Source organism: Pseudomonas sp. NFACC10-1, from assembly GCF_900119195.1.
Classification (GTDB): domain Bacteria; phylum Pseudomonadota; class Gammaproteobacteria; order Pseudomonadales; family Pseudomonadaceae; genus Aquipseudomonas; species Aquipseudomonas cerasi.
In genome coordinates this window covers 248,807-270,814 of the sequence record NZ_FPJB01000004.1, presented here as the reverse complement: position 1 = coordinate 270,814, position 22,008 = coordinate 248,807, and the positions used below count along the sequence as shown (strand labels likewise).

The 22,008-nt window shown below is 59.4% G+C and carries 17 protein-coding genes; 9 read left to right on the top strand and 8 right to left on the bottom strand.

Translation table 11 applies throughout. The features are described from left to right. Window positions 1-180 precede the first annotated feature (180 nt). The 5 genes from BT119_RS13525 (at window position 181) to pgm (ending at window position 9,036) form a co-directional block, all read left to right on the top strand. The gene (locus tag BT119_RS13525) at window positions 181-1,203 is read left to right on the top strand and encodes a zinc-dependent alcohol dehydrogenase family protein (RefSeq protein ID WP_003435530.1); all 1,023 of its coding nucleotides are present in this window, start codon (window positions 181-183) and stop codon (window positions 1,201-1,203) included. A 589-nt stretch (window positions 1,204-1,792) separates the two neighbouring features. Next, window positions 1,793-3,295 (top strand): hypothetical protein, encoded by a 1,503-nt coding sequence (locus BT119_RS13520; RefSeq protein ID WP_072366025.1) that lies wholly within the window; start codon window positions 1,793-1,795, stop codon window positions 3,293-3,295. 91 nt (window positions 3,296-3,386) lie between these two features. Then, complete coding sequence (locus BT119_RS13515) at window positions 3,387-4,793, top strand: aminotransferase-like domain-containing protein (protein WP_054080991.1); 1,407 nt, start codon at window positions 3,387-3,389, stop codon at window positions 4,791-4,793. A gap of 105 nt (window positions 4,794-4,898) precedes the next feature. Then, window positions 4,899-7,226, top strand: a complete 2,328-nt coding sequence (locus tag BT119_RS13510; protein ID WP_072366023.1) for an ATP-dependent DNA helicase — start codon at window positions 4,899-4,901, stop codon at window positions 7,224-7,226. Between the two features lie 163 nt (window positions 7,227-7,389). Continuing rightward, on the top strand, window positions 7,390-9,036 hold the full coding sequence (gene pgm / locus BT119_RS13505; protein WP_060707879.1) for a phosphoglucomutase (alpha-D-glucose-1,6-bisphosphate-dependent): 1,647 nt from the start codon (window positions 7,390-7,392) through the stop codon (window positions 9,034-9,036). A 74-nt stretch (window positions 9,037-9,110) separates the two neighbouring features. On the opposite strand, the gene BT119_RS13500 is transcribed toward pgm, so the two are convergent. Further along, window positions 9,111-9,386 carry a peptidylprolyl isomerase gene (locus BT119_RS13500; RefSeq protein WP_002553334.1) on the bottom strand — a complete coding sequence of 92 codons (276 nt, stop codon included), beginning with the start codon at window positions 9,384-9,386 and terminating at the stop codon, window positions 9,111-9,113. A 123-nt stretch (window positions 9,387-9,509) separates the two neighbouring features. Here BT119_RS13500 and BT119_RS13495 point away from each other — a divergent pair, with 123 nt between their 5' ends. Then, window positions 9,510-10,679, top strand: coding sequence for a PilT/PilU family type 4a pilus ATPase (locus tag BT119_RS13495; RefSeq protein ID WP_044307970.1), 1,170 nt, complete (start codon window positions 9,510-9,512; stop codon window positions 10,677-10,679). Between the two features lie 50 nt (window positions 10,680-10,729). Here the strand turns inward: BT119_RS13495 and BT119_RS13490 are convergent, their stop codons facing one another. The 7 genes from BT119_RS13490 to BT119_RS13460 form a co-directional block, all read right to left on the bottom strand. Then, a complete protein-coding gene (locus BT119_RS13490; protein ID WP_046719327.1) occupies window positions 10,730-12,307 on the bottom strand; it encodes an ABC transporter ATP-binding protein in 1,578 nt (525 codons plus the stop codon). 1 nt (window position 12,308) lies between these two features. Next, entirely contained in the window at window positions 12,309-13,331 is a 1,023-nt protein-coding gene (locus tag BT119_RS13485) for an ABC transporter permease (RefSeq protein WP_003435512.1), read from the bottom strand. Then, window positions 13,331-14,395, bottom strand: coding sequence for a microcin C ABC transporter permease YejB (locus tag BT119_RS13480; RefSeq protein ID WP_072366021.1), 1,065 nt, complete (start codon window positions 14,393-14,395; stop codon window positions 13,331-13,333). The genes BT119_RS13485 and BT119_RS13480 overlap by 1 nt, the downstream gene beginning before the upstream one ends. Beyond that, window positions 14,396-16,264, bottom strand: a complete 1,869-nt coding sequence (locus BT119_RS13475; RefSeq protein ID WP_058396233.1) for an extracellular solute-binding protein — start codon at window positions 16,262-16,264, stop codon at window positions 14,396-14,398. It lies immediately after the preceding gene. A 216-nt stretch (window positions 16,265-16,480) separates the two neighbouring features. Further along, window positions 16,481-16,762 (bottom strand): peptidylprolyl isomerase, encoded by a 282-nt coding sequence (locus BT119_RS13470; protein ID WP_002553340.1) that lies wholly within the window; start codon window positions 16,760-16,762, stop codon window positions 16,481-16,483. A gap of 81 nt (window positions 16,763-16,843) precedes the next feature. Then, the gene (locus BT119_RS13465; protein WP_058396232.1) at window positions 16,844-17,926 is read right to left on the bottom strand and encodes a 3-deoxy-7-phosphoheptulonate synthase; all 1,083 of its coding nucleotides are present in this window, start codon (window positions 17,924-17,926) and stop codon (window positions 16,844-16,846) included. Window positions 17,927-18,673: 747 nt separating this feature from the next. Next, a complete protein-coding gene (locus tag BT119_RS13460; RefSeq protein ID WP_003435509.1) occupies window positions 18,674-18,907 on the bottom strand; it encodes a DNA-binding protein in 234 nt (77 codons plus the stop codon). Between the two features lie 129 nt (window positions 18,908-19,036). Between BT119_RS13460 and BT119_RS13455 the strand changes: the two genes are divergently transcribed. The 3 genes from BT119_RS13455 to uvrC all read left to right on the top strand — a co-directional run bounded on the left by BT119_RS13455 (window position 19,037) and on the right by uvrC (window position 21,991). After that, entirely contained in the window at window positions 19,037-19,351 is a 315-nt protein-coding gene (locus tag BT119_RS13455) for a helix-turn-helix domain-containing protein (RefSeq protein WP_003364326.1), read from the top strand. Window positions 19,352-19,520: 169 nt separating this feature from the next. Continuing rightward, window positions 19,521-20,165 carry a response regulator transcription factor GacA gene (gene uvrY / locus BT119_RS13450; RefSeq protein ID WP_002553344.1) on the top strand — a complete coding sequence of 215 codons (645 nt, stop codon included), beginning with the start codon at window positions 19,521-19,523 and terminating at the stop codon, window positions 20,163-20,165. A 2-nt stretch (window positions 20,166-20,167) separates the two neighbouring features. After that, window positions 20,168-21,991: an excinuclease ABC subunit UvrC gene (uvrC, locus tag BT119_RS13445; RefSeq protein ID WP_072366016.1), complete on the top strand. Its 1,824-nt coding sequence runs from the start codon at window positions 20,168-20,170 to the stop codon at window positions 21,989-21,991. The last annotated feature ends 17 nt before the right edge of the window (window positions 21,992-22,008 follow it).

Below are 22,008 nucleotides of genomic sequence, written 5' to 3'. Positions count from 1 at the left end.
CGACATGCGAACAATGGCGGCCATTACGCGCATCGATGCCCAGACGCTGTCTGGCTGCGCCGTGCAGCGCACAGGACACAATCGATGACAGGCATGTCGACTATTAATAGCCACCGATGGTGTTGCCGGCAATGCCCGGATAAAGTTTGTGGCATGAAGGTTCACCAGGCGAGGTTCTAAATGTCCCGCACGATCCGTTTTCACCAGTTTGGCCCGGCCGAGGTGCTCAAAGTCGAAGAGCATCCTGTCGCGTCGCCTGTCACCGGCGAGGTGCAGGTGCGTGTTCAGGCCATCGGTGTCAGCTGGTACGACGTTCTTTGGCGGCAAAATCTCGCATCTACCCATGCCCGGCTGCCTGCCGGTCTGGGTTATGAGATGGCTGGCGTGGTTACCGCGCTGGGCGACGGTGTGGATGATCTGCAAGTAGGCGACAAGGTCGCCAGTTTTCCTGCGGCCGATGCCAACCAGCACCCGGTCTACGGCGAATCCATCGTCATGCCGCGCCGTGCATTGACCCGCTACCCGGATGCGTTGACGCCGGTCCAGGCCAGCGTGCATTACACGCCGTATCTGGTGGCGTACTTTGCATACGTTGATCTGGCGCGTATCAAGTCCGGTCAAACCGTACTGGTCACCGACGCCAGCCACTGCTCCGGCCCTGCATTCGTGCAGTTGGGCAAGGCACTGGGGGCTCGGGTTATCGCCGCGACCAAGACCGAGGATGCTCGTGAGTACCTGCTGTCACTGGGCGCTGAAAAAGTGGTGGTCACCGAAGAACAGGACTTGTTGATGGCGATCAACAAGTACACCGACAACCGTGGTGTCGATGCCGTCTTCGATGGCCTTGGCGGTCCGCAGATGTCGATCATGGGCGATGTGCTTGCGCCGCGTGGCAGTCTGGTGCTGTATGGCCTGCAAGGCGGTAATCAGACGCCGTTTCCGGCCTGTGCCGCTTTCCAGAAGAACATCCAGTTCTACGTGCATTGCCTGGGCAATTTCACCGGCAAGCCCGAGCTGGGCATTACCCAGGATGAGGCCGCACTGCAACGCGCCTTGCAGCAGATCAATCAGATGACCGCCGACAAGGTATTGGCGCCGTTGCAGACGCGCAGCTTTCCGTTCGAGCAGGTGGTGCAGGCGCACCGTTACATGGATGTCTGCCCGATTGGCGGGCGTGCGGTGCTGGAAGTCGAGGGGGTCTGATTCATCACCTCCTGTCAGCGCTCGTTATTGAAAAGCCTTCCGAACGGAAGGCTTTTTGCATTCCGCATCGAAAAAGAACACCACGAATTAAACACTTCTGAATAATGCCCCTGTCAGTTTTTCTGGAAGTGGGGTAGCCGTGAATGAATATTAAAAAGAGCATCGCAGCGGCAGGGCTGTCTCGACTGTTTATTTAAGTGTATTGGCGCTGACAGTCACGGCGACTTATAAATTTCCTTTCCCACGGGCTAGAATGAAACAGTAACTGGATCGATGCCCCAAGGGCATCGGTAAAGCCTGAACAGCCTGCCTGAAGGGTTTGCAGGCTATGGCTTTCAAGCGTTTCGCGTGTCTCATGAGTTCGATAGTACAATTAAACGATTTGTTTAAGTTGTTGAGGATGTTCTGCTGACTGCACTGTTTTTTAAAGCAAACTGTCTATTGTAATTGTTTTAAAGATACTGATAATGCGTCGGTAATTACCACTCAGGGAATGAGTCATGCTCGACTATAAATTGAGTTGTCAGCTTGATGTTCAATGTTCTGTCTGCACCGTGTCATGCCTTGAGCGACGGGCAGGTGACGCACGATGAGTTCTATTCACGAACAAGCAATGAATTATGTCTACCAGCAAGTGCTGCAACGCTTGTTGGGGTACTTCTCGCGCGCAGAGCGCACCGCGCTGCAACTGTTGATCCAGCGCCTGATTGTTGCGGCTGGGGGCATCGAGCAGATTGCCGGCTTCAAGGTGCTGGTGGCTTTCGGTGGTGGCAAGGACAGTGCCTACACGCTGGCCTTTCTGCGCGCTGCGCAGTTGAGTATTGCCTGCCGTTCGCCCGGCACATTCAACCTGCGGGTTGCCAATCGGCGTCACGCGGGCATGACCCCTGCGGTGATGGATAACATCAACCGCACCTATTCAGCGTTGTTTCTGTACGACGACCCGCGTGTCGAGATGCTGATGATCGACAGTCAGTACACACAGGCCTTCGAGCCGGATCTGCCTTTTTCCAGCGCGGGGCGTGAGCAGAATCGTCTGGACATGCTGCTGGGTGGGCACCTGTCCGCTGGCGACGCCCGCACCACGTTTTGCAATACCTGTTACCTCGGGCTTGCGGAGTTTCTAGGACGCGCCCTGAGCTGGGGCAATGGCGTCGATGCGGTCGTCAGCGGCGACTCGCGCAGAGAGCAGCGTCAGTATGCGACCTGGATCATGCGACTGGCCCAGCGTACCGGGCAATATTCGGGCAGTTGGGGCAAGCAGACGCTGGCCAGCGTGCTCAAGGTCATCGATACGATTGGCCAGGCTTACTATCATGAGCTGTACGGGGAGGGCGATGACAGCCCGCCGGCAAGTCGAGCCATGACGCTGCCTGAAAAAAGCAGCTCGCCGGCGTTCATTACCATTGCCGATCTGGTCAGTTGCAAGGCGGACGAACACTGGAACCTGCTGACCGAGTTTCTCGATTTCCGCTTCGATGATCTGTCGTTCAGCTTCAGTGAGTCCGATTGCGCCAACCCTTTGTTGATGGCCCACATGCGTGGCCTGACCGCGCAATACCTGCAAGCGCGTACTTATGCCGACGGGATCGCCGAATACCTTGAACTGGCGACGTCACTGATGCGCAGAAAGCAGATGCCGCCACGATTGATCGACCAGACGCTCAGCGCTTATGCCGGTCGGGCGCGCATCGAGGCGCGCCGCGAGCTGGCATCGGGCTTCGCTCAGGAGGGCTTCGGCCTGAACGAGACTCAACTGGTGTGCATGCTGTTTTCGCCGTTCGTCGATCATGGCCATGGCCTGGAGTCCTTTCTGCGCAGTTGCCACCCAGGGATGCTGGTAGCGCTGCCGGATCTGCACAAGGCGCTGTCGGGTTCGACAGCGCCGGATCAGGTCATGCAGTGGCTGGTGGATATCAGCGGTCTGAGCCTCAAGTCATTGCACAACCTTTACGGCAAGCAGCGGGTGAACTTCGACGACCCGCAGTCAATCATCGCCAGAATCCGTGCAGCCGATCCTGACAAGCGCCGGATCATGACCGTCGACCCGGCGACGGGGCAGGCAGTGGCCGAGATGCTCTCGGGACGCTGATCCGGTTGCCAGGCATGGCTGCTACCGGCAAACGGCGGCGGTCATATAGCAATGTTCTGAAGCCTGTTCTGGTTGAACGGTGGATACCTGCATGAAAAACAACACGGATTTCGCCTATCAGGCGGTCTACCGCTACCTGGTGCGTCTGGTTGACCAGCAGCAGGGCGAGCTGGCACTGAAAATGCCGTCATTGCGACAGCTGGCCCAGCGACTGAACGTATCAATATCGACGGTGCAAAGCGCCTACTCGCTGCTGGAAAAGGAAGGGCGCGTTTATTCGCTGCCAAAATCAGGCTATTACTCGGTACCGCGCAGCTTGAGTGCGCAGGGCCTGGTGATACCGGACGCAGACGGCGATCTTTTGCAGGCCTTGTATGACAACGCCCGTCGCCCCGGCATGGCGTTGCTGGGCTGCGATGAACCGGCGCTTTTGCACGCTCAGGACAATCCGCTGCCGGCAATGGAGCGCGAGCTGGGCAGGCATTACCCGCGTCAGCGGGACCCGGTTTTTCAGCCATGCGGTGAGCCAGAACTTCGCACGGCAATTGCCGCCCGTTATACCTACGATGCAGTGCATTGCTGGCACGCTGAGAATGTCTATATCGCTGCTGACTTTCATGGCGTATTCAAGGCGGTGCTCGGCACGCTGGGCCTGCGCGGCGGCACGGTACTGGTGGAATCGCCCTGTGCCTGGGCGTTGTTGCGCTTGCTGCAATCCTTCGACATCCGGGTAATCGAACTGCCGCTGGACGAGACCGGCTGCCTTGATGCTGTCCGGCTCGACGGCCTGTTGCGCGGCCATGACATCGGGCTTGCCGTGTTGCCCTCGTTGCTGAACCCGGTGCGAGGCAGCATGCGTGCGCAGAACAACAGCCAGACTGTCGCCGAAGTGCTCAACCGTCATCAAGTCTGGGTGCTGGAAAACGACAGTCACGCCGGGTTGCAATTTGCCGCCGGGCAGTCTCCGCTGCGGCACTGGATCGACCCTCAGCGGTTGGTGGTCATGGGCGGATTCGAGAAAAGTCTCGGGCCTGAGGCGCCCTATGCTTACTTGCTGTGCAAGAGCCTGGATGCGCGTTGGCAGCAGTATTTCTGCCTGCGAGCATTCGAGCTGCCGCCGCTTCGGCAAAGGGCCATCGCCAGGTTATGCAGCAGCGGACGTCTGGACAGGCAACTGATGGTGTTGCGCGAGACGCTGACCGAACGCATGCAGTCGATGACCCAGCAACTGGATGAACGGACTGGCGGGATGCTGCGTTATCAGTTGCCCGAGGGCGGCTGCGGCATATGGGCTGAGAGTGCATACCCCGTGGACCTGCGCCAGGTCTTCGTTGCGCTGCTGGCCCGGTCGATTGTCGTCAGCCCCGGTGAACTGTTCACTTTGCAGAACCGCTACTCGCAACATCTGTGGATCAGTTATGCCACTGACTGGACTCGTGAACCTGCCAGGCTGCTGGGCGCGTTGGCAGAGGCATTGACTCACGCTCGTCTGCCATAGACCTCGACATGGCAGGCCGTCGATCCATTTGTGTTTGCCAGACGTGGTTCAAGGTTGTTAACTGGACGCCTGTCCAGTATTCACAACCAACGGCTCCCCAGCGCAGTGACCCCGAACGCCCCCGTAAACCCTGATCCCGAGCCTGTCCTCGCCAGCGACCTGCCTGCGCGTTATGTCGTGGCCGTGCGCGCGTTGTGTGAGTTCACCGCCAAGGTGGGCGACCTCGACCTGCGATTCACGCCGTCACCCACGGCGCAGGAAGGCATTGCCGGGCATCGCACGGTTGCCACGCGGCGCGGCGCCGATTACCAGGCCGAGTTGTCGTTGAGTGGCGATTATCGCGAGCTGACGGTAAGGGGCAGGGCGGACGGCTATGACGTCAGTCGCAATCAGCTGGAAGAAGTGAAGACCTATCGCGGTGAACTCGACGCGATGCCGGCCAACCACCGTCAGTTGCACTGGGCGCAGGTGAAGGTCTACGGCTGGCTGCTTTGCCAGCGCCTGCAGCTTGAAAACGTGACGCTGGCCCTGGTGTATTTCAACATTGTCAGCGAGCAGGAAACCCTGATTCGCGAGCCGTTCAGCGCGGCTACGCTGCAAGCGTTTTTCGAACGACAGTGCTCGATTTTCCTCGGCTGGGCGCAGCAGGAGCTGGCGCATACGCAGGCGCTGCACACGACACTGGGCAGCCTGAAATTCCCCCACGCGTCTTTCCGCACCGGGCAGCGGGTGCTGGCCGAGTCGGTGTACAAGGCCGTCAGTACTGGCTGTTGCCTGATGGCTCAGGCGCCGACCGGTATTGGCAAGACGGTGGGCACGCTGTTCCCGTTGCTTAAGGCCGCGCCCGGCCAGAAGCTCGACAAGATTTTCTTTCTCACCGCCAAGACGCCAGGGCGTCGACTGGCGCTGGATGCGCTGGAAGTCATTAATCACAGCGCGCCGGAGCTGAAGCTGCGGGTCCTTGAGCTGGTGGCGCGCGACAAGGCCTGTGAGCATCCGGACAAAGCCTGCAACGGTGATTCCTGTCCGCTGGCCAGAGGCTTTTATGATCGTCTGCCAGCCGCTCGCTCGGCGGCGCTGACCTCGCCGTGGTTGAATCAGGCGGGCGTACGCGATGTCGCCTTGCAGCATCAGGTCTGCCCGTATTATCTGAGCCAGGAACTGGCGCGTTGGGCTGACGTGGTCATCGCAGACTACAACTATTACTTTGACCTGAGCGCACTGCTGTTCGGCCTCGGTCAGCTCAATCAGTGGCGCGTTGCGGTGCTGGTCGATGAGGCCCACAACATGGTCGAACGGGCACGCCAGATGTACAGCGCCAGTCTTGACCAGAGCCAGCTGAAAGCCTTGATTCAGACAGCGCCGGAACCGGTGAAAAAAGCCTTGCAGCGTCTGGATCGACAATGGAATGCGCTGCACAAGGCACAGCCCGGCGCCTATCAGGCTTATTCGGCAGCACCGGAAAAATTCATCGGCAGCCTGAACCAGTGCATCTCGACCATCGGTGATCATTTCAACGAGCACCCGCAGGCAGTGGATGGCACGTTGCAGGGGTTCTACCTGGAAGCCATCGGCTTTGCGCGCATCGCCGAGCTGTTCGATGAGCATTTCATTTTCGACATCACCCGGCGCGAGGCGGGCGGCAAGCGCATTCTGTCGCGCCTCAGCCTGCGCAACGTCGTCCCCGCGCGTTTCATCCGCCCGCGCCTGACCGCTGCGCGCAGCACCGTACTGTTTTCCGCAACGCTCAACCCGCGCCACTATTACGCGGACCTGCTGGGTTTACCGGGCAACACGGCATGGATCGACGTGGAGTCGCCGTTTCATCACGATCAGCTCGACGTGCGGATCGTCAGTCGCATTTCCACCCGTTTCACCCATCGTCAGGCTTCGCTGGCGCCGATTGTCGAACTGATGGCCGAGCAGTTCGACGCGCGGCCGGGCAATTACCTGGCGTTCTTCAGCAGTTTCGATTACCTGCAACAGGTCGCCGAGCTGATGGCGCGCACTCACCCGCACATCAGCCTTTGGCAGCAGGCACGGGGGATGGGCGAGAGTGAGCGCCACGCATTTCTCGACCGGTTCACCCTGAGCAGTCAGGGCATCGGTTTTGCCGTGCTGGGCGGCGCGTTCGGTGAAGGCATCGACTTGCCGGGCGCACGCCTGATCGGCGCGTTCATCGCCACCCTGGGCCTGCCTCAGCTCAATCCGGTCAACGAACAGTTCAAGCAGCGCATGGCGGCGCTGTTCGGCGCCGGTTATGACTACACCTACCTTTATCCCGGCGTGCAGAAGGTGGTGCAGGCTGCGGGGCGGGTTATCCGCAGCCAGAGTGACAGCGGTGTGGTCATGCTCATCGATGACCGTTTTGCCGAGCACAAGGTGAAGCAGTTGTTTCCAGCGTGGTGGCGGCCCGAAACGTCAATGGCCTGAGGTCGGTTGCCGTTTTGGCGATTGAGCTGAAACAGAAGCAGATACCGGGGATCGATACTCAAGCAGCGCTGTCGAACTGCCAGTAAACTGCGGCATTGATCACCTTGGCAGCCGCAGCAAGTCTTTATTTTTTCTCCGTATTTCATTTCTTCGTGGAGGTTGTATGAGTCTCAGTCCTTTCGCCGGCAAGCTGGCACCTTCGCAGTTACTGGTCGATATTCCGAGACTGGTCACGGCTTACTACACCGGCCAGCCCGATGCATCGGTGCCCACTCAACGTGTTGCGTTCGGCACTTCCGGGCACCGTGGCACATCGTTTGACCTGGGTTTCAACGAATGGCACGTGCTGGCTATCAGTCAGGCGATCTGTCTGTACCGCAAGGCCAACGGCATCGACGGCCCGTTGTTTCTGGGTGCCGATACCCACGCGCTGTCGACCCCGGCCGCGGCCACCGCGCTTGAAGTGCTGGCCGCCAATGGCGTGCAGGTGATGATTTCGCAAGGTGACGAATACACCCCGACGCCTGCGGTGTCCCACGCGATCATCTGCTACAACCGCGGCCGTACTTCAGGGCTGGCGGACGGCATTGTCATTACGCCTTCGCACAACCCGCCGCAAAGCGGTGGCTTCAAGTACAACCCGCCCAATGGCGGCCCGGCCGACAGTGATGTCACCAAGTGGATCGAGAACAAGGCCAACGAACTGCTGGCCGAGAAAGTCACTGGCGTTTCACGCATCAGCCATGAAAAAGCGCTGCGTGCCGATACCACGCACCGCCATGATTACGTCAACACCTACGTGGCCGACCTTAAGAACGTGATCGACATGGACGCCATCCGCAATTCGGGTCTGCGTCTTGGTGTCGACCCGCTGGGCGGGGCCGGGGTGAGCTACTGGTCGGCAATTGGCGAGCATTACGGCCTGAATCTGGATGTGGTCAATAAATTTGTCGACCCTACGTTCCGCTTCATGACCGTCGACTGGGATGGTCAGATTCGCATGGACCCGTCCTCCAGCCATGCCATGCAAAGCCTGATCGGTCTCAAGGACCGCTATCAGGTTGCATTTGCCTGCGATCCGGATCACGACCGTCATGGCATCGTGACCCCGTCTGGCGGACTGATGACACCCAACAGTTACCTCGCCGTGTCCATCGACTACCTGTTTCAAAACCGTCCTGAGTGGCGTGCCGATGCAGCGGTCGGCAAGACCGTGGTCAGCAGCGGCATGATCGATCGTGTGGCCAAACGCCTGGGCCGTCGCCTGTATGAAGTGCCGGTCGGCTTCAAGTATTTCGCACAAGGCCTGTTTGAAGGCTCGTTAGGCTTTGGCGGCGAAGAAAGCGCTGGTGCCTCGTTCCTGCGCCGCGACGGTACGGTCTGGACCACCGACAAGGACGGTCTGATTCCGGCCTTGCTGGCTGCGGAAATGACTGCGCGTACCGGTCGCGATCCAAGCCAGATCTACAAGACCATGACCGAAGAGCTGGGCGAGCCGTTTTCGACCCGCGTCGATGCCAAGGCCAACCCGCAACAGAAGGCACTGCTGAGCAAACTGTCGCCGGAGCAAGTGACTTCCACTGAACTGGCGGGCGAGCCTATTCAGCAGGTGCTCAGCAACGCGCCGGGCAACGATCAGGCGTTCGGTGGTGTGAAGGTCATGACCGAAAATGGCTGGTTTGCCGCGCGCCCTTCAGGGACTGAGGACATCTACAAGATCTATGCCGAGAGTTTTGTCAGCGAAGATCACCTCAAGCGTCTGGTGGCAGAAGCTCAAGTGCTGGTAGATGGCGCCATTTCGCCGAACTGATTGCCACACTGGTCAATGCCTGAAAAACCTCGAACCTCACTCGGTTCGGGGTTTTTCAGCTTTTGGCGTGTGCTTCAGTCGCGATAGAACACCTGCACCAGGTGATAGCCGAATTTGCTCTTGATCGGCCCATGCACGACGCGTAGCGGCTTTTTGAAGATCACCTGATCGATCGCACCGACCATTTGCCCAGGCCTGACTTCACCCAGATCGCCGCCACGTTTGCCGGACGGGCAGCTAGAATGCTTTTTAGCCAGCACGTCAAACGCCTCACCCTTGGCAATGCGCAGCTTGAGCTGTTCGGCCTCTTCGGCGGTCTTCACCAGAATATGGCGGGCTTGGGCTTTCATGTCGCAATATCACCTGCTGCAAAAGGCTGCCATTATGCCTGCTCTTGCTGAGCGACGCCCGCGCGTCACGCGTGCCGTCCTGACGGCCGTGGTCTTTTTACTTCATTTTGTACGGTATTGATTATGGATTTCCCGGCGCTGTTGAAGATTCTGGCCAGTCAGGACGGATCGGACCTTTACCTTTCCACCGGAGCGCCACCGTGCGCCAAGTTCAACGGTGTGCTCAAGCCACTGGGCAGCGAAACCTTCAAGCCGGGAGAGGTGGCGGTGATTGCCCAGGGGCTGATGGACGAGGAGCAGAAGCTCGAGTTTCAGCGCGAACTGGAGATGAACCTCGCTGTTTCGATGGCCGGCATCGGCCGGTTCCGGATCAATATCTTCATGCAGCGTAACGAGGTGTCCATCGTCGCGCGGAATATCAAGCTGGACATCCCGCGTTTCGAAGACCTGTTTCTGCCGCCCGTACTGCTTGACGTGATTATGGAAAAGCGCGGTCTGGTGCTGTTTGTCGGGGCCACCGGTTCGGGCAAATCGACCTCGTTGGCGGCGCTGATCGACTACCGCAACCGCAACGCCAGCGGCCATATCATCACCATCGAAGACCCGGTCGAGTTTATCCATCGCCACAAGAAGTCGATCGTTAACCAGCGCGAAGTCGGGGTCGATACCCGCAGCTTCCATGCGGCACTGAAGAACACCCTGCGCCAGGCGCCGGATGTGATTCTGATCGGCGAGATTCGCGATCGCGAGACCATGGAGCACGCGCTGGCGTTTGCCGACACCGGCCACCTGGCGATCTCGACACTGCACGCCAACAACGCCAATCAGGCGCTGGACCGGATCATCAATTTCTTCCCGGAAGAGCGTCGCGCGCAGTTGCTGCATGACCTGGGCAACAACCTCAAGGCGTTCGTCTCGCAGCGACTGGTCAGAACCCCGGATGGCAAGCGTCGTGCGGCGGTGGAAGTGATGATGGGCACGCCGACCATTCGCGACCTGATCCAGCGCAATGAACTGACCGAGCTCAAGGGCATCATGGAGAAGTCCGGCAGCCTCGGTATGCAGACGTTCGACTCGGCGCTATTCAATCTGGCCGTCGAAGGTGCGATCAGCGAAGAAGAGGCCCTCAAGAACGCCGACTCACAAAACAACGTGCGCCTGCGCCTCAAGTTGCACAGTGAAGGCGGCGTCGGAACACTGACCACAGCGCCGCCGGCTCCGACCGGCAGCAGCACGGCAAGCACCGCCGAGTGGGGGCTGGTCGATGATGACGAGCCGGGTCCGCAAGCGTAAATCGGAGACGCTCCTAAACCTTCCGGGCAGAAGCTTCGTTGTGGGTCAGATCATTCAGGATGCGCGGCCGCCAGCAATTCCTGTGTGTACGGATGCTGCGGCGCATCGAAAACGTCATGGCTGGCACCGCGCTCGACGACTTTGCCATCCTTGACCACGATCACGTCGTGGGCAAGGGCTTTGACTACCGCCAGGTCATGGCTGATGAACAGGTACGTCAGGCCGTGCTTTTCCTGAAGTTCGCGCAACAGCGCGACGACCTGTTTCTGCACGGTCCGGTCCAGCGCCGAGGTCGGCTCATCGAGCAGAATCAATGCGGGTTTCAGCACCAGCGCCCGGGCAATGGCGATACGCTGACGCTGGCCACCGGAAAACTCATGGGGGTAGCGATGCCGGCTCTGCGGGTCGATGCCGACTTCTTCCAGTGCCCGAATGACCTCTGCATCGCATTTCGCCGGGTCGTACTGGCTGTGTACCTCCAGTCCTTCACTGATGATCTGCGCCACTGACATGCGTGGGCTGAGGCTGCCGTAAGGGTCCTGAAAGACCACTTGCATCTCTTTACGCCACGGTCGCATCTGTTTCTGACTCAGGCCGTCCAGCGCCTGCCCGCGAAAGCGGATACTGCCGCGCGACTCCAGCAGACGCAGGATCGCCTGACCAAGAGTCGACTTGCCAGAGCCTGACTCACCAACGATACCGAGGGTTTTGCCGCGCTCGATGCTCAGGCTGATGTCATCCACCGCCTTGAGGTATTCCTTGTGCCGCCGCAGGATGCCACCGGTCAGGGAAAACCAGACCTTCAGGTTGTCGACTTGCAGCACCGTTTCCCGGGTGTCGCGTCGCAGCGGCTCGCCGGCAGGTTCGGCGTCCAGCAGCAGGCGGCTGTAAGGGTGCTGAGGTGATTTGAACAGCGATTTGCAATCGGACTGCTCGACGATTTCACCGGCGCGCATCACGCAGACGCGCTGCGCGACGCTGTGCACAAGATTCAAGTCATGGCTGATCAACAACAGCGACATGTTCAGGCGCTGTTGCAGCTCCTTGAGTAGCACGAGGATCTTGCGTTGCACCGTGACGTCCAGCGCAGTGGTCGGTTCGTCGGCAATCAGCAGCTCCGGCTCGCAGGCCAGCGCCATGGCTATCATCACCCGCTGGCGCTGGCCTCCAGAGAGTTCGTGCGGGTAGGCTTTCAGGCGTTTTTCCGGCTGTTGAATGCCTACCAGCTCCAGCAGCTCGACAATGCGTTTCTGCGCTTCACGACCGCTGATGCCGCGATGCAGCAGTAACGTTTCGCCGATCTGTCGGGCCACGCTGTGCAGCGGATTCAGCGAGGTCATCGGTTCCTGGAAAATCATCGCAATCCGGTTGCCGCGCAGCTCGCGCAGAGTGCGGTCGTCGGCACCCACCAGCTGTTGACCTCGGTAGGTGATGTTGCCCGTGGTCAGGGTGCCGCTGCGGGGCAGTAATTGCAGGATCGAGTGAGCGGTGACGGACTTGCCGGAGCCGGATTCCCCCACCAGTGCCAGACACTCGCCGCGGCGCACATCCAGGCTCAGGTTACTGACCACTTTCTGCCCGTTGAAGGCGACGCTCAGGTCGCGGATTTCGATCAGGTTTTCCGACATGTCAGGACCTCGGGTCGAAGGCATCACGCAGCGCCTCGCCTATGAATACCAGCAGCGTCAGGATCAACGCGAGGGAGAAGAACGCTGTCAGCCCCAGCCAGGGCGCTTGCAGGTTCTGCTTGCCCTGGGCGATCAGTTCACCCAGTGACGCGCTGCCGGCAGGCATGCCGAAGCCCAGAAAATCCAGCGCAGTGAGGGTCGAGATGGCACCGGTAAGAATGAACGGCAGGTAGCTCAACGTCGCATTCATCGCGTTGGGCAGGATGTGGCGCATGATCACTTTTCGATCCCCCAGACCGAGCGCCCGAGCGGCCTTGACGTACTCGAGGTTGCGCCCGCGCAGAAACTCGGCGCGCACCACATCGACCAGGGTCAGCCAGGAAAACAGCGCCATGATGCCCAGCAGCCACCAGAAATCGGGCTCGACGAAACCTGACAGGATGATCAGCAGGTACAGCACCGGCAGGCCTGACCAGACCTCCAGCAGACGCTGGCCGAACAAGTCGACCCAGCCGCCGTAGTAGCCCTGCAACGCCCCGGCGCTGATCCCGATCAGCGCGCTGATGAAGGTCAGCACTAGCGCAAACAGGATCGACACCCGGGCGCCGAAAATCACCCGCGCCATGACGTCGCGCGCCTGGTCATCGGTGCCGAGCCAGTTTTCTGCAGACGGCGGGCTGGGTGCCGGGGTTTTCAGGTCATAGTTGGGCGTGTCGTCACTGAACGGGATGGGCGGGAACAGCATCCAGCCGTCCCCTTTGCTGATCAGTGTGCGTACGTAGTCGCTGCGGTAATCGGGCTGGAAGGGCAGCTCGCCGCCGAATTGCTGCTCGGTATAACGCTTGAATACCGGGAAATAGAGCGAGTGCTGATAGCTGACCAGCAGAGGCTTGTCATTGGCGATCAGTTCGCCACCCAGTGTCAGGGCAAACAGACCGCAGAACAGCCACAGCGACCACCAGCCGCGGCGATTGCTGCGAAAACGTTCCAGGCGACGACGGGCCAGCGGCGAAAGGCTGCGCATCATGCATTCCTCGCGCTAAAGTCGATTCTGGGGTCGACCAGCGTGTAGCAGATATCGCCGATCAGCTTTATCAGCAGGCCGAACACGGTGAAGATGAACAGCGAACCGAACACCACCGGGTAGTCCCGCGACACAGCGGCTTCATAGCTCATGCGGCCCAGGCCATCCAGCGAGAAGATCACCTCGATCAGCAGCGAACCGGCAAAGAACACGCTGATGAACGCCTGCGGAATGCCCGACACCACCAGCAACATGGCATTGCGAAACACATGACCATACAGCACCCGTCGCTCGCTCATGCCCTTGGCGCGGGCCGTGGTCACGTACTGACGGGTGATTTCGTTGAGAAAGGAATGTTTGGTCAGCAGGGTCAGCGTGGCAAAGCCGCCAATGACCAGCGCCGAGACCGGCAGCGCCAGGTGCCAGAAATAGTCAGCGATCTTGCCGATCGTGGTCAGTTGCTCGAAGTTGTCCGAAACCAGTCCGCGCACCGGAAACCAGTTCAGCGACGTGCCGCCACAGAACACCACCACCAGCAGCATGGCGAACAGGAAGGCTGGCATGGCGTAACCGATGATGATGGCGGTGCTGCTCCAGATATCGAACTGGCTGCCGTGTTTCACCGCTTTGTGAATCCCCAGCGGGATTGATACCAGGTACGTCAGCAATGTCGCCCAGAGCCCCAGTGATATCGACACCGGCATTTTCTGCAGAATGAGGTCGGTCACCGTTGCGCCGCGAAAGAAGCTGCTGCCGAAATCCAGTCGTGCATAGTTCTTCAGCATCAGCCAGAGACGTTCGTGCAGCGGTTTGTCGAAACCGTATTGACGTTCGATCTGCTTGATCAGCGCCGGGTCCAGCCCGCGGGACGCTTTGGAATGACCCGCCCCGGCAGACTCGCTGGCACCCGCGCCCACGGTTGCACCGCCGATCCCTTGCAGGCGAGCAATGGCTTGCTCCACAGGCCCGCCCGGTGCGGCCTGCACGATAAAAAAGTTGACCAGCAAAATGCACAGCAGGGTAGGGATGATCAGCAGCAGGCGCCGCAGGATATAACCGAGCATTCACTGCATCTCCGAAACGATGGCCGAGGCGCCGCGTTTTTCAGCGAATTGCTCATTGGTCAGCGGTGTCGGGCTGATTTCCCACCATGTTTCGATGGCCTCATTGTTGCTGGCCTGAATTTTGGGGATGCCGAAACGGTTCCACCAGACGGTTGAAGAGCCGGGCGGATAGTAGTTGGGAATCCAGTAGTAGTTCCACTGCAGTACGCGGTCCAGGCAATGGGCGTAGTCGGTCATGGTCTGCTTGTTGTCGGCCTTGAGCAGGCCGGCAATCAGCGTGTCGACAGCAGGGTCTTGCAGCACCATATAATTGCTCGAACCCGGGTCCATCGCCACCTTGGAGCCAAAACTGCTGTACAGCTCGGCACCGGGCGATGTCGAGACCGGGTAGCCGGTGACAATCATGTCGTAATCGCGGGCCATGACGCGGTTGAGGTATTGCGCGGCATCGATGCGGCGAATGTCGAAGTGGATACCGATCTGCGCCAGGGTGCGTTTGTAGGGCAGCAGCATTCGCTCGAAACCTGTTTGTGCATTGAGAAAGGTAAAGCTGAACGGTTCGCCCCGGGCATTCACCAGCTCATCGCCCTTGGGCGTCCATCCAGCTTCTTTCATGAGGGCCAGCGCTTGCAGTTGCTTGTCGCGAATGAAGCCTGTGCCATCGGTTTTGGGCGTCTCGAACACGCTGTCGAACACCTGCTCGGGGACTTCGCCGCGCAGTGGCTCGAGGATTTTCAGTTCGGCAGGCGTGGGCAGTTCGCTGGCGGCCAACTCCGAGTTGGAGAAGAAGCTGTTCTGGCGAATGTACATGTTGCGCATCATCTGCCGGTTGGTCCATTCGAAGTCCCAGAGTAGCGACAGCGCCTGGCGCACGCGACGGTCCTGGAACATGGGGCGGCTCAGGTTGAAGACGAAACCCTGCGAGCTTTGCACCGCGCCCCTGGCCAGTTGGGCTTTCTGCAGGCGCCCGTCGCTGAGGGCGGGGCCGTCATAGCGAATTGAATAGCCCGTCGCCGAAAACTCGCGGTTGTAATCATAGGCGCCACCTTTGAGTACCGTACGTGCGACATCGATGTCGCCGAAGTACTCGATGCTGAACCTGTCGAAGTTATACAGGCCTTTGCTGACCGGCAGGTCCTTGCCCCACCAGTCCGGATCGCGCTCGAAGGTGACAGTGCGGCCCGGGTCCACATGGCTGATCCGATAGGGCCCGCTGCCAGGCGGAATTTCAAAGCCGGCACCGCTGGCGAAGTCACGGGATTTCCACCAGTGCTCGGGGAATACCGGCAGCGAAGCCAGATCAAGGGGCAGGGTGCGGTTATCGCTGTTTTTGAAGTCGAAGCGGATTTGCGAAGGCGATTCGACCTCCAGGCCCTGGACCGCTTCAAACTGGGTCCGGTATTGCAGGTTACCCTGCGTCATCAGCAACTCGTAGGTGTACTTCACGTCACTGGCGGTAATCGGCGTGCCGTCCGCGAAACGTGCCTTCGGGTTCAGGTAAAAGCGCAGGGAGAGGCCATCCGCGCCACGCTCCATTTTCTCGGCGACAAGCCCGTAAACGGTGTAGGGCTCGTCCATCGAGCGCGTAGCCAGTGGGGAGTAAAGCATGCCATTGATCTGCGAAACGCCCATCCCCTTGTCGGTGAAGGGCATCAGGTGGTCGAACTGGCCGATTTCGATGGCCGAGCGTCGCATGCTGCCGCCTTTGGGCGCGTCCGGGTTCACGTAATCGAAGTGCTTGAAGTCGGCTGGATAGCGTGGCGCTTCGCCGTAAACGGTCAGGGCGTGTTGCGGGGCTGCGGACAGCGATTGGGTTGCGCCAATGAAGGTCAGCGTCAAGGCGAGCAACGATGAAAAAACAAAACGCATGACTCGAATCCTGACTGACGTTCGCAAGCGAATGTCAGGGTTAAAGGCGACTGGCTGTACAGCGGTGACAACAATCATGACAGAGCTCATGGCCCTGCATTGCGCTATCTTCTACAGACAAATGGCCGCTTCGCCAAGCCACTGCGCTGTTGAAAACGACCACATACAAAAACGGCCCATCCGAAGATGAGCCGTCTGGCATGCGGCGCGACAGGATCAGTCCTGACGGCTGGTCACTTCCAGCAGGTGGTAGCCGAACTGAGTCTTTACCGGACCCTGAACGGTGTTCACCGGAGCACTGAATACGACAGTGTCGAATTCCTTGACCATCTGGCCTGGACCGAACGAACCCAGGTCACCGCCCTGGCGGCTCGATGGGCAGCTGGAGTTGGCCTTGGCGATTTCAGCGAAATCAGCGCCGCCTTCGATCTGAGCCTTGAGTTCGTTGCATTTTTCTTCGCTCGAAACAAGGATGTGGCGGGCAGTGGCTTTAGCCATGGGGAATAATCTCCTGTGAAAAAAAAGAAACAGCCTACCGGATTCAGTGCGGTATTTCCCGACAAAGTTCCTTCGCTCTGTTTATCTGTAACGCAGACGGTCAACCGCGCGACGCAACAGCTGTTCGGTGCCTTCCCAGCCAAGGCAGCCATCGGTGACCGAAACGCCGTACTGCAGCGTCCCGCCCAATGCCTGGCAGCCGTCGAACAGGTGGCTCTCGATCATCATGCCGATCAGCGAGGTATTGCCCGACAGGCGCTGTTCAAGCACGTCTTCGAATACGGCTGGCTGACGCAGCGGGTCCTTGCCACTGTTGGCATGGCTGCAATCGACCATGATCCGCGACGCGACATTATTCCTGCTCAGGCTCGCCTGCACCTTGGCCACACTCTGGCGATCGTAATTGGGGCCGCCGTGACCGCCGCGCAGCACAATGTGCGTGTCCGGATTGCCTTGCGTCTCGATAATGGCCGGGTGGCCATGACGGTCCATGCCAAAGTGACGATGCGGATGCGCCGCCGAACGCATCGCGTCGCTGGCCACCGTTACGCCGCCGTCAGTACCGTTCTTGAAACCGACCGCCATGGGCAGGCCGCTGGCCATTTCGCGATGGATCTGCGATTCGGTGGTGCGAGCGCCAATCGCGACCCAACTGAGCAGATCGTCGAAGTAGCCTGCCGCCATGGGCTGCAGTATCTCGGTGGCGATCGGCAGGCCCAGGCCCAGCATATCCCGCATCAAATGCCGCGACAGCGTCAGGCCCTCGGCCATGTCGTCACTGCCATCGAGGCGCGGATCGTAAGCCAGGCCTTTCCAGCCCACCGTCGTGCGCGGTTTTTCGACGTAGGCGCGCATTACCAGCAGCATCTGGTCACTGACTTGCGCGGCAAGGTCGGCCAGTCGCTCAGCGTATTCAAGGGCGGATCGAGGGTCGTGGATCGAGCAGGGGCCGACGATGACCAGCAGCCGCGAGTCTTGACCTTCAAGGATGGCGCGTACGGCGCGGCGGTGGGCTGCAACCTGTTCGGTGAGCGCTGCGTCGAGGGGCAGGCGCATCTTCAATTCCAGGGTCCCTGGCAGGCGTTTCGAGGCGGGGCTGTTGTCTGCCAGTTTTACGGCGTGGCTGGACAGGTCGGACGGGGTTACGGCAACGGACGAATTCATGTTCTGGCTTCCTGGGCTGGCGGGACGCTCCCGCGCAGACCTACTGGGGTGTTCGACAAAGGGCTTCTAGAACCGGGGGTATGTGATTGCCACCTGGCAGAGACCGAACGGAGGCGGCAGGCTGTCCCGAACGGAGGTGGCTAAATCGCCAGGCAAAATCGATGTCGTTGCGGTAATAAGTGGCGTAGTTCATGTCGTGTCCTCGATGCAATGCAGATTGATGGTTTACGGCTGTTCTTGAACAGACCGTTGAAATACGTGGCCCTGAAAAAACAAAACCCCCGGTCGGGAAGCCGACCGGGGGTTAGAGAATTCTCTGGTTGGCGTCCCCTTAACGTGGGCGCCGGATGGGTATCAGGCGCGCCAGTGGCTAAACCAATACCCATAATAAGAGTCAACGGATGCGCTCACCGAGGCAGTCTGGACAGCCACAGTGCGTGCACGGCAAGTAATGCCGGTAACAGCGTCGAGTAGCGGTGAAGTGGATTGCAGCATGGTGGGTCTCCGTGAATTGAGCGCAAGCTTACTTCAGGAAACCAGGCGTCTTCAATTGGAAAATTCAATCAACGGGATTATCGTTTTTCGCGAATGCAGGCAGGTGGAACCCCGGTAGCGACAGCGAACCGCTCAACGGTTGATGGCATGCCGTATTCGGCGCGGGCTATTTTGCCCGCAACCCTGTATACCTGAATGCAGGCAACGGCTTTGGCGTTTTGTCCGGGATGCGTTGTCACCAGCCAATAACGGCTATTCTTCACGTGCTTCTTCATGCCGGGCTTCCGTGTTCGGGATCGTCCCGATCTTCATGCCCAGCAGTACAGCTACCTTATGCGCTTCACCGCGCCTTCCTTTCTTGCGTCCTGCCAGTACCTGGTAAGTGGTCGCCGGATCAATGCTGTTTTCACGAGCGAACTCCTGAACAGATTTGCCCTGTTGATCCAGCCAGGCCTTGGCTTGTGCGGCGGTGCGAATTCCGGGCATAGTTCAAAACCGTTCAAATCTATTCAATTCCGCGAGATTCTAACACTCGTTCGGATGGCTTCAACAGGATAATAGGTTCAAATGAGTGGAATCGGTTACCGACTGAGAAAGGAAAGAGAACGTCTGAGCATGTCTCAGCGTACCTTCGGTGAAATAGGAGGCGTCGAGGCTAATGCCCAGGGAAAGTATGAAAATGGTGATCGTGCACCGAAGGCCGATTACCTGGCGGCGGTTGCAGCCAAAGGTGTTGACGTGCTTTACGTGTTGACGGGGACGCGAACGCCGGTGCCGATCGACAATCTCAGCCTTATCGAGGAAAAAATCCTGGGCAATTACCGAGTGCTGGGCAAGGAAGATCAGGATGCTATCCGGCGCCTGACAACCACTATCGCCGAGCTCTCGGGGCCATTATCGGGGGCTGCGAAGCTTCCGTCGGTCAAGTGATAAAAGCCCGGGGCGGGCGCCGCTCTGCTGTCGTATCGAGATTTTTGCAGCACTGCCTGAGGTGCTTGCCATCATATTGATGTGAGACGGTGTTCGCAGTGCTAGGTCTGACTCGTTGTTTTTGTTATGGTGATTGGCATTCGTTATGACCGTTGCGCGAGGTGTCTGCTTGATTAAGGTGCTAGTTGTCGATGACCATGATCTTGTCCGGACAGGCATCACACGCATGCTCGCCGACATTGATGGTCTGCAAGTTGTCGGGCAGGCCGATTCCGGCGAGGAATCCCTGAAGAAAGCGCGCGAGCTCAAGCCTGACGTCGTATTGATGGACGTCAAGATGCCGGGCATCGGTGGGCTGGAAGCGACGCGCAAGATGCTGCGCAGCCACCCTGATATCAAGGTCGTCGCTGTTACCGTCTGTGAAGAAGATCCTTTCCCGACCCGTTTGCTGCAGGCTGGCGCTGCCGGTTACATGACCAAGGGCGCCGGGCTTGCCGAAATGGTCCAGGCCATTCGCCTGGTGTTTGCCGGTCAGCGTTACATCAGCCCGCAGATTGCCCAGCAACTGGCATTGAAGTCGTTTCAACCGCAGGTCAACAATTCGCCGTTCGATCTGCTGTCCGAGCGCGAGATCCAGATTGCCCTGATGATCGTCGGCTGCCAGAAAGTCCAGACCATCTCGGACAAGCTGTGCCTTTCACCGAAAACCGTTAATACCTACCGATACCGTATCTTTGAAAAGCTCTCGATCAGCAGTGATGTTGAACTGGCTTTGCTCGCTGTACGTCACGGCATGGTTGATGCCAGCGCCTGAACATGACCCAGACTTTCGATCCAAGTGCATTTCTCGCGACCTGTAGCGGTCGTCCCGGCGTCTACCGTATGTTCGACGCCGAAGCCACACTGCTTTACGTCGGCAAGGCCAAGAACCTCAAGAAGCGTCTTGCCAGCTATTTTCGCAAGACCGGACACGCGCCCAAGACCGGAGCGCTGGTGTCGCGCATCGCCCAGATCGAGACCACCATCACGGGCAACGAAACTGAAGCGCTGTTGCTGGAGCAGACCCTCATCAAGGAGTGGCGGCCCCCGTACAACATTCTCTTGCGTGACGATAAGTCCTATCCCTATGTGTTTCTGTCCGATAATGCCTTTCCGCGACTGAGCATTCATCGTGGTACCAAGAAAGCCAAGGGCCGTTATTTCGGGCCTTACCCGAGTGCCGGCGCGATTCGCGAGAGCCTTAGCCTGCTGCAGAAGACCTTTCAGGTGCGGCAGTGCGAGGACAGCTACTTCAAGAACCGCACGCGTCCTTGCCTGCAATATCAGATCAAACGTTGCAAAGGGCCGTGTGTCGGGCTGGTCGATCCTGAGGTGTATGCCGAGGACGTACGTCACTCGGTGATGTTTCTCGAAGGGCGCAGCAATGCCCTGAGTGACGAACTGAACGCCTCCATGGAAAAAGCCGCGATGGCGCTCGATTTCGAACGCGCAGCCGAGTTGCGCGATCAGGTCGCCTTGCTGCGCCGCGTCCAGGATCAGCAAAGCATGGACGGCGGTACCGGCGATGTCGATGTGGTCGCCGCGTTCGTCAACCCTGGCGGCGCCTGCGTGCACCTGATCAGCGTGCGGGGCGGGCGGGTGCTGGGCAGCAAGAACTTCTTCCCGCAGGTCGGCATAGAAGAGGAGGTCGGCGAAGTGATGTCGGCATTCCTGGCTCAGTATTTCCTCGGCGGCATCGACCGTGAACTGCCCGGCGAAGTCATCGTCAATGTCATCAACGACGATTTCCCTGCGTTCGTCGACGCCGTCGAAGAGCTGCGCGGCGTCGAGATGGTTATCAGTCATCGCGTGCGCGGCACCCGGGCGCGCTGGCAGCAAATGGCGGTCACCAATGCCGAGCAGGCACTGACCGCGCGGCTGGCCAACCGTCAGCATGTTGCGTCGCGGTTCGAAGCGCTGGCCAAGGTGCTGGGTCTCGAAGACCCACCGATGCGTCTGGAATGCTACGACATCAGCCACTCCAGTGGTGAGGCGACCGTAGCATCCTGCGTGGTGTTTGGCCCCGAAGGCCCGATCAAGTCCGATTACCGGCGTTTCAATATCGAAGGCGTGACGGCAGGCGACGACTATGCTGCCATGCACCAGGCGTTGACCCGACGTTATAGCCGCATCAAGGCCGGGGAGGGCAAGTTGCCGGACGTGCTGCTGGTGGACGGCGGCAAGGGTCAGATGTCCATGGCGCGTGACGTGCTCAATGAATTACAGGTTCCTGACCTCATCCTGCTCGGTGTGGCCAAGGGCACCACGCGCAAGGCAGGTTTCGAGACGCTGTACCTGAACGACTCAGCGCATGAATTCACGTTGCCCGGCGACTCTCCGGCCCTGCACCTTATTCAGCAGATTCGCGACGAGGCGCACCGTTTCGCGATCACCGGCCACCGTGCGCGCCGGGGCAAGACCCGGCGTACATCGACCCTCGAGGGCGTCGCGGGTGTCGGGCCGACCCGGCGTCGTGATCTGCTCAAACATTTCGGTGGATTGCAGGAATTGTCCCGTGCCAGCATCGATGAAATAGCAAAAGCACCCGGAATCAGCAAAAAGCTGGCAGAGTCGATTTATGCAAACCTGCACAGCGAGTAGAATGCTCGTTCACCTCG

What these genes read in the sequence shown, in the direction of transcription:
- BT119_RS13525 (WP_003435530.1), top strand. Translation starts at nt 181, where the DNA reads ATGTCCCGCACGATCCGTTTTCACCAGTTTGGCCCGGCCGAGGTGCTC.
- BT119_RS13520 (WP_072366025.1), top strand. Translation starts at nt 1,793, where the DNA reads ATGAGTTCTATTCACGAACAAGCAATGAATTATGTCTACCAGCAAGTG.
- BT119_RS13515 (WP_054080991.1), top strand. Translation starts at nt 3,387, where the DNA reads ATGAAAAACAACACGGATTTCGCCTATCAGGCGGTCTACCGCTACCTG.
- pgm (WP_060707879.1), top strand. Translation starts at nt 7,390, where the DNA reads ATGAGTCTCAGTCCTTTCGCCGGCAAGCTGGCACCTTCGCAGTTACTG.
- BT119_RS13500 (WP_002553334.1), bottom strand. Translation starts at nt 9,386, where the DNA reads ATGAAAGCCCAAGCCCGCCATATTCTGGTGAAGACCGCCGAAGAGGCC.
- BT119_RS13495 (WP_044307970.1), top strand. Translation starts at nt 9,510, where the DNA reads ATGGATTTCCCGGCGCTGTTGAAGATTCTGGCCAGTCAGGACGGATCG.
- BT119_RS13490 (WP_046719327.1), bottom strand. Translation starts at nt 12,307, where the DNA reads ATGTCGGAAAACCTGATCGAAATCCGCGACCTGAGCGTCGCCTTCAAC.
- BT119_RS13485 (WP_003435512.1), bottom strand. Translation starts at nt 13,331, where the DNA reads ATGCGCAGCCTTTCGCCGCTGGCCCGTCGTCGCCTGGAACGTTTTCGC.
- BT119_RS13480 (WP_072366021.1), bottom strand. Translation starts at nt 14,395, where the DNA reads ATGCTCGGTTATATCCTGCGGCGCCTGCTGCTGATCATCCCTACCCTG.
- BT119_RS13475 (WP_058396233.1), bottom strand. Translation starts at nt 16,264, where the DNA reads ATGCGTTTTGTTTTTTCATCGTTGCTCGCCTTGACGCTGACCTTCATT.
- BT119_RS13470 (WP_002553340.1), bottom strand. Translation starts at nt 16,762, where the DNA reads ATGGCTAAAGCCACTGCCCGCCACATCCTTGTTTCGAGCGAAGAAAAA.
- BT119_RS13465 (WP_058396232.1), bottom strand. Translation starts at nt 17,926, where the DNA reads ATGAATTCGTCCGTTGCCGTAACCCCGTCCGACCTGTCCAGCCACGCC.
- BT119_RS13460 (WP_003435509.1), bottom strand. Translation starts at nt 18,907, where the DNA reads ATGCCCGGAATTCGCACCGCCGCACAAGCCAAGGCCTGGCTGGATCAA.
- BT119_RS13455 (WP_003364326.1), top strand. Translation starts at nt 19,037, where the DNA reads ATGTCTCAGCGTACCTTCGGTGAAATAGGAGGCGTCGAGGCTAATGCC.
- uvrC (WP_072366016.1), top strand. Translation starts at nt 20,168, where the DNA reads ATGACCCAGACTTTCGATCCAAGTGCATTTCTCGCGACCTGTAGCGGT.